General features: G+C 72.0%; 12 protein-coding genes. 10 read left to right on the top strand and 2 right to left on the bottom strand.

Annotated features, from left to right (window positions below; all coding sequences use genetic code 11):
• The 5 genes from G3I78_RS51455 to G3I78_RS46165 all read left to right on the top strand — a co-directional run.
• A partial coding sequence (locus G3I78_RS51455; protein WP_203616456.1) for a hypothetical protein occupies positions 1-359 on the top strand: 359 nt, incomplete at its 5' end.
• On the top strand, positions 356-916 hold the full coding sequence (locus G3I78_RS46180; protein ID WP_164436494.1) for a hypothetical protein: 561 nt from the start codon (positions 356-358) through the stop codon (positions 914-916). The genes G3I78_RS51455 and G3I78_RS46180, both read left to right, overlap by 4 nt.
• A 58-nt stretch (positions 917-974) precedes the next feature.
• Positions 975-2,540 carry an AAA family ATPase gene (locus G3I78_RS46175; protein WP_164436493.1) on the top strand — a complete coding sequence of 522 codons (1,566 nt, stop codon included), beginning with the start codon at positions 975-977 and terminating at the stop codon, positions 2,538-2,540.
• Between the two features lie 143 nt (positions 2,541-2,683).
• Entirely contained in the window at positions 2,684-3,250 is a 567-nt protein-coding gene (locus tag G3I78_RS46170; RefSeq protein ID WP_164436485.1) for a hypothetical protein, read from the top strand.
• A gap of 90 nt (positions 3,251-3,340) precedes the next feature.
• A complete protein-coding gene (locus G3I78_RS46165; RefSeq protein WP_164436483.1) occupies positions 3,341-4,168 on the top strand; it encodes a MarR family transcriptional regulator in 828 nt (275 codons plus the stop codon).
• 49 nt (positions 4,169-4,217) lie between these two features.
• On the opposite strand, the gene G3I78_RS46160 is transcribed toward G3I78_RS46165, so the two are convergent.
• Complete coding sequence (locus G3I78_RS46160; protein WP_164436481.1) at positions 4,218-5,561, bottom strand: M14 family metallopeptidase; 1,344 nt, start codon at positions 5,559-5,561, stop codon at positions 4,218-4,220.
• A gap of 278 nt (positions 5,562-5,839) precedes the next feature.
• Between G3I78_RS46160 and G3I78_RS46155 the strand changes: the two genes are divergently transcribed.
• The 5 genes from G3I78_RS46155 to G3I78_RS46135 all read left to right on the top strand — a co-directional run bounded on the left by G3I78_RS46155 (position 5,840) and on the right by G3I78_RS46135 (position 11,325).
• Positions 5,840-8,203, top strand: coding sequence for a LuxR C-terminal-related transcriptional regulator (locus tag G3I78_RS46155; protein WP_164436479.1), 2,364 nt, complete (start codon positions 5,840-5,842; stop codon positions 8,201-8,203).
• A 101-nt stretch (positions 8,204-8,304) separates the two neighbouring features.
• Complete coding sequence (locus tag G3I78_RS46150) at positions 8,305-9,204, top strand: MEDS domain-containing protein (protein WP_164436477.1); 900 nt, start codon at positions 8,305-8,307, stop codon at positions 9,202-9,204.
• A gap of 78 nt (positions 9,205-9,282) precedes the next feature.
• On the top strand, positions 9,283-9,777 hold the full coding sequence (locus G3I78_RS46145) for an ATP-binding protein (protein ID WP_164436475.1): 495 nt from the start codon (positions 9,283-9,285) through the stop codon (positions 9,775-9,777).
• Between the two features lie 74 nt (positions 9,778-9,851).
• Positions 9,852-11,162, top strand: coding sequence for an Nramp family divalent metal transporter (locus G3I78_RS46140; RefSeq protein ID WP_164436473.1), 1,311 nt, complete (start codon positions 9,852-9,854; stop codon positions 11,160-11,162).
• Positions 11,163-11,178: 16 nt separating this feature from the next.
• Positions 11,179-11,325: a hypothetical protein gene (locus tag G3I78_RS46135; RefSeq protein WP_164436471.1), complete on the top strand. Its 147-nt coding sequence runs from the start codon at positions 11,179-11,181 to the stop codon at positions 11,323-11,325.
• A gap of 675 nt (positions 11,326-12,000) precedes the next feature.
• On the opposite strand, the gene G3I78_RS51450 is transcribed toward G3I78_RS46135, so the two are convergent.
• Positions 12,001-12,278: hypothetical protein (locus tag G3I78_RS51450; protein WP_203616453.1), on the bottom strand; the 278-nt coding region annotated here is incomplete at its 5' end.

The following is a 12,278-nucleotide window of genomic DNA, read 5'->3' as shown; positions in this document are numbered from 1 at the left end:
CCGCGCCCGCCGCCACCCCGTGGTCGGCCGCCGGGCAGGTGCCCGCCCAGGCCACCGGTGCCGGGCCCTACGGCGGTCAGGCGCCCCCTTCGGGGCCGGTGCCCGGCGCCGGCACCAGGGCCTATGCCGGTCAGGTGCCCGGCCCGGCACCGGCGCCCGTGCCCGGACCTACAACTGCCCCCGCGCCGTCCTGGGGCACGGTCGGCGCGTCCGGGGCGGCCTCGCCCTGGGGGTCCTCGCGGCGGGCCGGCGGGGAGCGGGTCACCAGCCGGGTGCGCAACGTCGTCGAGGGGCTGCCGGACTGGGAGCCGCTGCCGCCGGGCGAGACCGTCGTACGGCGTCCGGGCGGCTCGGTGTGAGTGCGTACTGGGGGCACGGCGGGGCCTACGAGACCTGGGTGGACTTCCTGCGGCGCTGGGCCGCCGCGGAGGCCGTCGACCCCGCGGCCCTGCCGGTGCTGGTCGAGGCGGAGTTCCCCGGCGACACCTGGGAGCGGTTCGCCCTGCATCTCGGCGACGCCCTCAACCGCAGGCTCCGCGACTGGGCCGAACGGTTCCTCGCCGCGATGACCGCGACCACGGACGAGTTCTCGGCGGGCCGGGCGCTGACCCAGGCCAGGGAGGGCCTGCGCTCGGTGCGGGCCCTGGCCGCGCACCCCGGCCTGCCGGAGTCGACCCGCACCCGTTTCACGGAACTGGTCGACACCCAGATCCAGGACCTCCAGGTCCAGCTGGAACGCACCCTGGACAACCTGGCCACGGCCGGCACCACGGACCTCCGCTGGCTGGAACAACGCCGCCGCACGCTCCGGGACAACCTGCTCACGGCCGTCGTACAGCCCACGAAACCCGCGGCACCCGACCCCTGGTCGGCCCCGCCGGCCGGTGTCCCGCGACGCCGAGTGATCACCGACTGAGTCCCGGGGACACGCGCGACCAGCCCGCACGGACCCGCACCCGACAACGAAGGCCCGCATGTCGAACTACTCCGAAAGCCTGTCCCACCTGGACAGCTACATCTCCGCCCGGGTCCCCGTGATCGGCATGCGGACCATCGAACAGCAGCGCGCCCTGCGGCTGTTGCGGGACGCGGCCACCCAACCGCGGCGCAGCAGCATGCCGTTCTGGATCTACACCCGGGCCACCGGGCTGCGGGACCTGCGCACCAACGCGCCGGTCCAGGACGACCGTTCCCTCACCGGCGCGATGGACTTCGCGGCCGGACAGTTCGGCAGCCGGGCCAACGCCACGGTGGTGTTCGTCGACCCCGACCACCTGGAGGACGACACCCCGGTCACCCGGCACATCGCCGAACTCGCCCGGCTCGCCGACAACAACTCCGGCAGCATCGTCCTGATCACCGACGCCCCGATCTGGAGCGGTCTGCAACGGCTCGGCATGAGCCTGCACCTCGAACTGCCCGACACCGAGGAGATGTACGGCACCCTCGCCGGGTTCCTCAGCGACCACCAGGGCCACATCCCCATCGAGTGGGACGAGAACGACGCCCGCCGCGCGGCGGAGTACCTCAGCGGGGTCACCGAGGCCGAGTGCATCAACCTCATGGCCACCATCGCCGCCAAGGGCTCCATCGCCAAGGGGGACGTCCTCGGGCTGGCGCAGGCCAAGGACCGTATCTTCAGCGATCTCACCGGACTTGAGCGCGTCCATCTCAAGGAGAGCGACTACACGGTCGGCGGGCTGACCAGTCTGCGGGAGTGGCTGCGGCGCAAGCACGACATGATGCACGCCGACCTGCGCGACACCGAGCTGCGGCCGCCGCGCGGTGTGCTGCTCGTCGGGGTGCCCGGCTGCGGCAAGTCGCTGTCGGCGAAGGCCATCGCGCACGAGTGGCGGCTGCCGCTGTACCGGCTCGACATGGCGAGCATCCACGGCAAGTACCTCGGTGAGTCCGAGGGGCGGTTCCGGGAGGCGCTGGCGATGGCGGACCGGGTGGCGCCCTGCATCCTGTGGATCGACGAGATCGAGAAGGGGCTGGCCGGGCGGGACGACATGTCGGGTGTGCCGCAGCGGATCATCGGACAGTTCCTGTTCTGGCTCCAGGAGTCCCGGTCCAGGGCCTTCGTGGTGGCCACCGCGAACGACATCCGCAGCCTGCCGCCCGAGCTGCTGCGCAAGGGCCGCTTCGACGAGCTGTTCTTCGTGGACCTGCCCGACGGCCAGGACCGCAAGGAGATCATCGAGCTCTACTTCCGCCGCTACCTCAAGTACGACCCGGACCCGGAGCAGGTGAACCGCCTCGTCGACCTCTCCGAGGGCTTCGCGGGCTCCGACATCGAGTCGACCCTGCACGACGCGGGCCAGGAGGCCTACCGCTGCGGCGGCGCCGACCGCCTCAAGCCGTCCTTCCTGCTCGACGCCTTCGCCAACACGGTGCCGCTGAGCCGTGTGAACCCCGAGCAGATCGAGGAGATCCGGGCCTGGGGCCGGGAACGCGCAGTCCCGGCGGGCCGTTCGGCGGCGACCTCGGCACCGGGTACATCGGGTCCTGCGCGGAGGATCGTCTTCATGGACGAGTGACCTCGTCGACGTGTGAGGGGGCCGGGGCCGGAACGGGCACGTGGGAAGGAATCGGTGGGAGTCGGTCCCGTCCCGGCCGGCTCATGGGCCGGCTTCCGCCCCCGGCGCCCCAAGGCACAGCTTCGTCCGCCATACTTCCCGCTGTGGAGCAGCGCATAGGTTCGAGCAGCCAGCCCCTGGAAGGCGCCGGATTCGACCCGGCCTTCGTCCCCGGGCTCACCTCACCCGTGTCCGGCGAGCAGAAGGACACCGAGCCGGAGGCCGTCGTCGCGACCGCGACGGACGAGCCCGCGGCCGAGGAGAAGCCGGAGCCGGAGGCGTCCGAGGAGGGCGCCGGGGCCGAGGGGGACAGCGAGGCCGAGGAGGATCCCGAAGGGCCCGTCTTCGAGGCCGCCGACCGGCGCGCGAGGATCGTCGCCGACCACCGGGGCGTCCGCCTCTCCCTCGACGACCAGTCCTGCGAGTTCCGCTGGGACGAGATCGGCGCCGTCGAGACGGAGTCCCCCCGCTTCGGCAAGCGTTTCACCATCACGGTCCACACCCCCGACCGCCGCTGGTACCCCATCGAGATCGAGGCGACGTCGAGGGCCAGCTTCGCGGAGTGGGACGAACAGCTCGACGCGGTCATGGACGAGTACTTCGAGGACGAGACTCCGGAAGCGGAGCAGGACGCCCCCGAGGACACCGCCACGGACACCGAAGACGACTGAGACCCGGCCGGCAGACGACTGAGACCCGGCCGGGAAGCGGCGGCTGGGAACCGGCCACTTTCCCGGCAGCCCACGGGCATGATGAGGGCCATGACGCACACCGCCCGTCGCATGTTCGAGCTCCTTGAGCCGATCTGCCTCGTCACCTTCTTCGAGGACGAGTGCAACGAGGAGCTGGCCGCGCTCGGCCACCCCACCTACTGGGACGGCTACTTCGCCAGCCGGGCCGCGCCGCTGGGACGGGTGCCGGCGGAGGTCGTGCACGCGGCCTTCTACAACTTCGCCGACGGGGAGGCCGCGCGGCACATCCCGAGCGCGTGGGAGACGATCCCGCCCGAGGCGTCCGTGGCGGCGCGGGAGCGGGGCAGCGCGGCCTCGCTGCGGCGCGTCCTCGGCGCCGGACTGGCGGGCTCCCCGGGCCTGGTGCGCGCCGCCGACCTGACCACGAAGGCCGCGACGAGCGCGCCCATGGAAGGCCGGGTGATGTACGCCGGGATGCGCTCCCTCGAGGTGCCGGGCGACCCGGTGGCCCGGCTGTGGCACTCCGCGACCATGCTCCGCGAGCACCGCGGCGACGGCCACATCGCCGCTCTGGTCGGTGCCCGCATCGGCGGCGCGGAGGCCCATGTGCTCTCCGCGCTGGAGATGGGCATCCACCCGCCGGAGTCGTTCGGCCGCATCCACCACCTGCCGAAGAAGCGGCTCGCCGCGATCATGGACGGCCTGCGCGAGCGCGGACTCGTCGACGGCGAGGGCCGGTTCACCGACGCCGGCCGTGAGACCAAGCGGCGCATCGAGACCCTCACCGACGAACTGGCCGCCCCGCCCTACGACGCCCTGTCCCCGGCCGAGCTCGACGAACTGGTCGCCGAGCTCGAACCCGTCACCGCGAGGCTGGTGGCCGCGGGCTCGCGGTGACGCGCGACAGCGGACGGTACGGGGAGAGCGGTACTGCCGGCGAGTGCTGCTAGCAGTACTGCGCCTCCTTGCCGATGGACCGGTACATGCAGTCCGAGTTCTCCAGCAGTTGCAGCACCGCGTCCCGGTTCCGGGAGGTCTCCCGCTCGATCACCTCGTCGGGCGGATAGAACCCGCCCCCGGAACTGGACGACGGGTACATCTCGAAGGTGTACGAGAAGATCTTGTGCGTGCCCCAGAGATAGTCGTCGATCGACCCGTCGGTGATGTACAGGTCGCTCGCCTGCTCCGCGGTGTACCCGTTGCTCGCGGCCATCTTCTGCCCGACCGCCTTGAACGCGGCGTTGTCGTCCGCCGTCATCCCGGTCGCCGTGTCGGAGTACGTGTACCCGTAGGGCCACAGCACCAGTTCGCTGTACGTGTGGAAGTCGATGTTCGACTTGATCTGCTGGACCCCGCCGACGACCCGGCTGCGCACGAAGTTGGCGACGACCTTGACCTCGGGCGCCGACTCGGCGGACGGACCCCGGTAGGTCTCGGAGGACGTCGACCCGGACGAGCCGCCGCAGCAGCCCCAGCGGTAGGCCCAGTTGCGGTTGAGGTCCGTACCGACCGCGGAGGAACCGGAGTTGGGCTGCCGGTTCTTGCGCCAGGAGCGGTACGAGCCGGTGGCGATGTCGTACTCGCCGCCGTCCGGGTTGAGGTCCGGGACGATCCAGATCTCACGGCTGTTGACCATGTTGGTGATCCGGGAGTCGGAGCCGTAGCCCGCGCCGAGTTCGCGCAGCAGGTACAGCGCCATCTCCACCGTGAGGTGTTCACGGGCGTGCTGGTGGTGGGTGAACAGCACCTCGGGCTCGGCCTCGTCGTTCGCCACGTTGTCGCTGATCTTGATGGCGACGATGTCCCGGCCCTGGTACGACGTGCCGATGACCCGCTTGCTCATGATGTTCGGGTAGGCGGCGAGGCGCTGGTTGATCTCCGTGTTCATCTCGGCGTAGTTGTGGTAGCGCGAGTCGGCCGAGGGGAAGTCGAAGAGCCGGACCTCGTCCTGCGCGGTCCGGTTCGGGGCGGACCCCAACTCGGTGACCTCGTACCCGAGTTGCCGCAGCTTCTTGATCTGGTCGGCGCGCCCGGAGACCACCACGGTCTCTTCGTCGGCCTCGTCGACCGTCACCCCGGTCCGCTGGATCGCCGTACGGGTCACGGGAGTCGAGTGCTGGTGGATCTCGTACTGACGGACGTCCTCGGTGCTGGGCGCGGTCTTCGGCGCGCTGTCGGCGTTGGCGGAGTTGGCGGAGAGCGGGGCGGCGAGGGCGAGGGCCAGTACGGCGGCGAGGGCGGCGTAGCGGGTGCCGCCGCGGGCGCCGGAACCGCGTATGCGAAGTCGCATGAAGTCTCCTGATTTCTCCAGGTTCCGGGATCTCCGGAAGTGGGGGAGTGGAGCGGGGGGTGGTTCAGCGACGTACAGGTGCGGGTGTGCCGCTCATCGTCTGTGGATGACATGGTCAGGTCAAGAGTGCGGAAAGAGTTGGCGCAGTGTACGCGGGTCCGTGCAGCCCGGAATGATCCCCGAGGAAGTGCACCCGGGAGTGTGAGCCGTGTGTGCATATATGTGAGAACCGGGCCCACAGTGGGATCTCCGCCCCCACCCCGGAGGACTGGCTGATCATGCGGCACCTGCCGGTCGAGACCACCAGTTTCGTGGACCGGCGCCGTGAACAGGCCGCGGGCCGCGAACTGCTCACCCGGGCCCGCCTGGTCACCCTGACCGGCCCCGGCGGCGTCGGCAAGACCACCCTCGCCGCCCGCCTCGCGGCCCGCGCCGAACGCACCTTCCCCGACGGCGTCCGCTTCGTCCACCTGGCCGGACTGCACGACCCGGAACTGGTCCCGCTCGCCGTCGCCGACGCCCTCGGCCTCCACGACCACTCCGCGGGCCCGCCGTCGGACGCCCTGGTCGCCCATGTCCGCGACCGCAAGTTGCTGCTGGTCCTCGACAACTGCGAACACCTGCTGCCCGCCTGCGCCGACCTCGCCGCCGCGCTGCTGCACGGCACGGCCGGGGTGCGCATCCTCGCGACCAGCCGCCACCGGCTCGGCCTCACCGAGGAGAACCTCCTCGACGTACGACCGCTGCCGGTCCCCGATCCGGACGGCGACCTGTCCGCCGCCGACGGCTATCCGGCGCTCGCCCTCTTCGCCGACCGGGCCGCCGCGGTCGTCCCCGGCTTCACGCTCACCGCGGGCAACCGGGCCGCCGTCGCCCGGCTGTGCCGGCGCCTCGACGGACTCCCGCTCGCCATCGAACTCGCCGCGGTCCGCATGCGCGTGCTCGGCGTGGAACAGCTCCTGGAGCGCCTCGACGACCGCTACCGCCTCCTCACCTCCGGCAGCCCCGCCGCCCTCCCGCGCCACCGCACCCTGCGGGCCGCCGTCGACTGGAGCCATGAACTCTGCGGCGAGCGCGAGCAGTTGGTGTGGGCCCGGCTCTCGGTGGCGGCCGGCGGGTTCGACCTGGAGACGGCGGAGGCGGTGTGCGCGGACGGCACGTCGGTGCGCCGCGAGGACGTCCTCGAAGCGGTCGCCGGCCTGGTGGACAAGTCCGTACTGAGCCGCGAGCCCGGACCGGACGGCGTGCGCTACCGCCTCCTGGACACCCTGCGCCACTACGGCCTGGAGCGGCTGCGGGGCCAGGACGGCGACGAAGCGGCCACCCGGCGGCGGCACCGGGACTGGATGCTGCGCCGGGCCGCGCAGTGCGAGGCGGCCTGGTTCGGCCCCGGACAGCGGGACATCGTCGCCCGCCTCCGCGCGGACCAGGACAACCTGCGGGCGGCGCTGGACTTCAGCCTCCGGGCGGTGGGCGACGAGGCCCCGCCGTCCGAGCCCCGCCCCGGCCCCGACGTCGCCCTCGCCAAGCGCCGCCCCGGCCCCGACGACGCCCTCGTCGGGCTGCGGCTCGCCGGCACGCTCTGGTTCTACTGGCACGCCTGCGGTGCGCCCAGGGAAGGGCGGTATTGGCTGGAGCGGGCATTGGCGGCCAGCCCCGGGCCCAGCTCCGAGCGGGCCCGGGGGCTGTGGGTGGCCGGACTGCTCGCCGGGTGCCCCGAGGACCTGACCAGGGGGCGGCGCCGCGCCGAGGAGGCCCGGGAGCTGGCCCTGCGGCTCGGGGACGCCGCCGAAGCGGCCCACGCCGAGTACGTCATCGGGGTCGTCCGGCTCTTCGCCGACGAACTGCCCGCCGCGCTCGCCCACTTCGAGACCTGCGTCGCACGCGGCCGGGTGCCCGGCCAGCATCTCAGCCTCGTCGGGCTCGACCAGGTCGAACTCGCCTGCGCGCTGGGCTTCCTGGGACATGCCGACCGCGCCGTCGAGGTCTGCGAGAAGACCCTGCGGCTCTGCGAGGAACACGGTGAGGAATGGGTCCGCTCCTACGTCCTGCGCATGCTCGCCCTCGCCCACACCGTGAAGCGGGACTGGCCCCGCGCCGAGCGGTACGCCCGCGAGGCCCTCCGGCTCAAACTCGCCGTCAACGACGTCATCGGGCTCGCCCTCACGCTCGACCTCACGGCCAGGATCGCCGCGGAGCGCTCCGCGCACGAACGGGCCGCGGTGCTGCTCGGCGGGGCGGACCACGCCTGGACCTCGGTGGACCAGGGGCGTTGGGGCTCCGAGACGCTCAACTCCGCGCGGCGGGAGGCCGAGAGCTGTGCGGTCCGGGCACTGGGGCGTGCCGGGTTCACCTCCGCGTACGACCGGGGTGCGGGGCTCACCCTCACCGAACTCGTCGGCCACGCGCTCCAGGAGCCGGGCGTTCCCGCACCGCGCACGCCGGAGAGCTCCCGGCTGCGCCTCACCCCCCGGGAGGCCCAGGTCGCCGAACTCGTCGCCGAGGGTCTCGCCAACCAGCAGATCGCCGACCGTCTCGTCATCGCCCGCCGCACGGCCGAGGGCCACGTCGAACGCATCCTCAACAAGCTGGGCTTCAACACGAGAACGCAGATCGCCACGTGGGTGACCGCGCAGCGTTGACGGCCGCGGTCCGGCGGGGCCGGTCGCCGGGGCGGCTCCCGTCCGGCGTCGGCGAGCGACACCCACCCTCACCCGGTTCCCCCACCCACCGAAAGGACCCCATGCCGACCCACCCCACCTCCTTCGACCACCGCATGACCGTCTACGCCACCGACAACGTCGGCCTCGCCGCCGCCCTCCCCTTCCTCACCGAAGCGCTCGACGCCCCCGAGGAACCCCCGCCCGTGGCCATCGCCTCGGCGCACAACCTCGGGCTCGTCAGGGACGCCCTCGCGCAGGACGCCCAGCGCGTCACGCTCATCGACCACACGGACTGGTACACCGGCTCAGCGGCCAACGCCGTGGCGCAGAGCGCCGGTTACCTGGCCGCGCACGCCGCGCCAGGGGGCCGTATCCATCTGCTGATGGAGCCCGTCTGGAACGGCAGGGCGGGCCGCTCCCCCCGGGAGACCACCGAGTGGATCCGGTACGAGGCCCTCGCCAACCTCCTCTTCGCGCCGCTCGCCACGACCGCCCTGTGCGCCTACGACACCCGCACCGCGGGCCCCGCGATCATCGACGCGGCCCGCCGCGCGCACCCGGACACCGGCGTGTACGAGGACCCGGTACGCCTCGCCGCCGAGCTGGACGCCGTACCGCTGCCGCCGCCCGCGCCGGACGCGGAACTCCTGACCGACCTGACCGCCGACGCCGTGGCGCGAAGGACGCGGGACCGGGGGCTCGCCGCGGCCGACGCGGAGCTGTTCGCGACGGCCGTGGCCGAGGCGGCGGAGGCGGTCGGGGCGCACGGCGGGGACGCGCTGCTGTGGGGGCGGGACACCCACTGCGTCTGTGAACTCCGGTCCGGGCGGCGGCTGGAGGACCCCCTCGTCGGGTTCGTCCCGCCGGACACCACCGACCTGGAACCCGGCCAGGGGCTCTGGTACGCGCGCCAGGTGTGTGCGTACGTCGACGTACGGAACGACCGGGACGGGTCAACCGTACGACTGCAGTACGCATAGCCGTACGGGTGCGGTGCAGGTATGGATTCGGGTAGTCCTCCCCGTGTGCGGTACGCCCGCGCCGGTCACCCTGGGAGCATGCTGCAACTCTCCGGGGGCCGGCTCCCGGACCCCGACCCTCGATACGCCGACTACCCCCAACCTCCGCTGGGGGCCGGTCACTTGAGTGTCCGGTACGACCCCCGCCCCTCCGCCGTGCGCGAGGCCCGTGCCGAGGTCCGCAGACAGCTGGAGGGGTGGGGGCTCACGGAGCCGGCCGACCTGGCCGACACCGCCGAGCTTCTGGTGAGCGAGCTGGCCACCAACGCCCTGCTGCACTCGGCGAGCCGGTTCACGCTCACCCTGACCGCCGCGCACGGCGTGCTGCGCTGCGAGGTCGCCGACTCCGGGCGGCGCACCCCGCAGGTGCTGGACGCCGGGATGTCGGAGAGCGGCCGCGGGATGTTCCTGGTGGCGGCGCTCGCGCTGCGCTGGGGCTGTCACCAGGACGGACCGGGCAAGACGGTCTGGTTCGAACTGGGTACGTGCGGGTCGGACGGCTGTGGTTGGCGACAGGCGTCCGGCCACGCATGATCTCCGCGCGGCGACGGTTTCCTTCACGGTATGCCCTCTTGCCGGTCCGAGATCTTTAGGGTTTCTTGACCTTCATGGCGGACACCACGGACAACACAGTGACCGGTGAGGCAAGCTCCGTACCCCGTAAGTCCAGTTGGCGTTACATCGGCCCCGGGATCGTCGTCGCCGCGACGGGTGTCGGCGCCGGTGACCTGGTCGCCACGCTGATCGCGGGCAGCAACTTCGGCTACACCCTGCTGTGGGCCGCGGTGATCGGCTGCCTGGTGAAGATCTCCCTCGCGGAGGCGGCGGGCCGCTGGCATCTCTCCACGGGCCGCACCCTGTTCGACGGCTGGGCCAGCCTGGGCCGCTGGACCACCTGGTTCTTCGCCGCCTACGTGGTGATCTGGGGCTTCGTCTACGGCGCCGCCGCGATGTCGTCGAGCGCGCTGCCGCTCCAGGCGCTGTTCCCGGACGTGATGGACCTCGAATGGTGGGGAATCGCCTGCGGGTTGGTGGGACTGGTCTTCGTCTGGTTCAACAAGTACGAGGTCTTCGAGAAGGTCATGACGGTCCTGGTGGGCGTCATGTTCGTGGTGACGGTGTATCTCGCGATCCGGGTCGCGCCGAACCTCGCGGACGCCTTCGCCGGTCTCCTCCCCGTCCTTCCCGACGAGAAGGACTCCATCCTCAACACCCTCGGTCTGATCGGCGGCGTCGGCGGCACCATCACCCTTGCCGCGTACGGCTATTGGGTCAACGCCAAGGGCTGGACCGACACCGGCTGGATGAAGGTGATGCGGCTCGACAACCGGGTCGCCTACATCACCACCGGCATCTTCGTCATCGCCATGCTCTTCGTCGGCGCCGAGCTGCTGCACTCCGCCAACGTGGCGATCGCGAGCGGCGACAAGGGCCTGCTCCAGCTCAGCGACATCCTGGAGGACGAGTACGGCCCGGCGACCGCGAAGTTCTTCCTGATCGGCTTCTTCGCCACGTCGTTCACCTCGCTGATCGGCGTCTGGCACGGCGTGAGCCTGATGTTCGCGGACTTCGTGGCCCGCTTCCGGGGCCAGGGCGAGCAGCGGGGCGCGGAGGTCGCCTCCGGTGCCCGCGAACGCTCCTGGCCGTTCCGCGCCTATCTGCTGTGGCTGACCTTCCCGCCCATCGTCCTGCTCTTCCAGGGCGAACCCTTCCGCCTGATCATCCTCTACGGCGTCCTCGGCGCGGCCTTCCTCCCGTTCCTCGCCGGCACCCTGATCTGGCTCCTCAACTCGACGCGCACGCCCAGGGAATGGCGCAACGGACCGGTGAGCAACGCGATGCTGGCGATCGCGGGCCTGCTGTTCCTGGTCCTGTGCGTGAAGCAGATCTGGGACCAGCCGTGGTCGGAGTTCTTCTGAGTCCCCCTGGCAGGAAATGCCCTTCTCGTCCCGTACGCGCACCGCGTCGCCGGTGGAGAAGAGCATGGTGCTGGTGTGGTCGGCGCGCAGCCGGGCGTACGCGACCGGCGGCGGGGTGCTGATCCGCCGGGCGACGGTGGGCAGTTCGCCGTCGGCCCGGTAGGCGTCCGTCAGATGGTCCTGCACCCGCGTCACCAGCGCGGCGAGTTTCCGCTCGGCCGCCGCCTCCTCGCGGTGCCGGGTCATCCGCATGTCGACGAGGACGCCGGCCACCGCCAGGACGCAGAGGCCCAGCAGGGCGGCGACGGTCCTGCCGAGGGCGCGGGGGACGGTCATGTGACGGTTGGCCAGGACGTGTTCGAGGGCTGCTGCGTACAACTGCGCTCCCTCGCTGTTGGGGTGGTACGACTCCCTACTGGGCGGCGCGGTCGCCGAGAAGTTGCGGTCGGAGGCGATGTCGTCCGAGGGCGTCTGGGTGAACCCGTGCAGGGATTCGTCGGAGTCACAGTCCAGATGGCCCGCGCACTCGTCGTCCGGTACCCAGAAGACAGCCTTCCCGTCGGTGGAGTCCGCGCTCTGCGCCACCGCCGTCTGCTCGCCGGCGTCCAGGTCCTGGCCCCAGCCGTGCAGCAGCTCCATCCACCACCGGCCCCACACCACCACGGCCCGCCCGGCTCACCACCCCGGCCGGATATCCTCGGCGACCGGGAACCACACCACCGACGAGGGCCGACCCAGATGACCACCCCACCACCCCCCTCCGAGCCGACCCCCACCACGGACCCGGCTCCACCGGCCACCACACCCCAGGCCCCGACCACGGAGGAAGCGGACTGGCTCATCGCCCCACCGGCCGCCGTTCCGCAGACCTCGACCTCTCCGCCCGCCGCTCCGCCGAGCCCCACCTCATCGGCTGCCGCTCCACCGACTCCCGGCTCGTCGGCCGCCGTTCCGCCGACCTCGGCTCCTCCGCCCGCCGCTCCGCCGAGCCCCACCTCATCGGCTGCCGCTCCACCGACTCCCGGCTCGTCGGCCGCCGTTCCGCCGACCTCGGCTCCTTCGTCCGCCGCTCCCCCGGGCCCCGCCCTATCGGCTGCCGCTCCCCCGACTCCCCCC

Source organism: Streptomyces sp. SID13726, assembly GCF_010548375.1.
In the GTDB taxonomy this organism is placed as follows: Bacteria; Actinomycetota; Actinomycetes; order Streptomycetales; family Streptomycetaceae; genus Streptomyces.
The sequence above is the reverse complement of the archived record's forward strand: the minus strand, read 5'-3'. Positions and strand labels throughout refer to the sequence as shown.

Bases quoted from the DNA above. Each gene is read 5' to 3' on its own strand.
- G3I78_RS46175 (WP_164436493.1), top strand. From the start codon at position 975: ATGTCGAACTACTCCGAAAGCCTGTCCCACCTGGACAGCTACATCTCC.
- G3I78_RS46165 (WP_164436483.1), top strand. From the start codon at position 3,341: ATGACGCACACCGCCCGTCGCATGTTCGAGCTCCTTGAGCCGATCTGC.
- G3I78_RS46160 (WP_164436481.1), bottom strand. From the start codon at position 5,561: ATGCGACTTCGCATACGCGGTTCCGGCGCCCGCGGCGGCACCCGCTAC.
- G3I78_RS46155 (WP_164436479.1), top strand. From the start codon at position 5,840: ATGCGGCACCTGCCGGTCGAGACCACCAGTTTCGTGGACCGGCGCCGT.
- G3I78_RS46150 (WP_164436477.1), top strand. From the start codon at position 8,305: ATGCCGACCCACCCCACCTCCTTCGACCACCGCATGACCGTCTACGCC.
- G3I78_RS46145 (WP_164436475.1), top strand. From the start codon at position 9,283: ATGCTGCAACTCTCCGGGGGCCGGCTCCCGGACCCCGACCCTCGATAC.
- G3I78_RS46140 (WP_164436473.1), top strand. From the start codon at position 9,852: ATGGCGGACACCACGGACAACACAGTGACCGGTGAGGCAAGCTCCGTA.
- G3I78_RS46135 (WP_164436471.1), top strand. From the start codon at position 11,179: ATGCCCTTCTCGTCCCGTACGCGCACCGCGTCGCCGGTGGAGAAGAGC.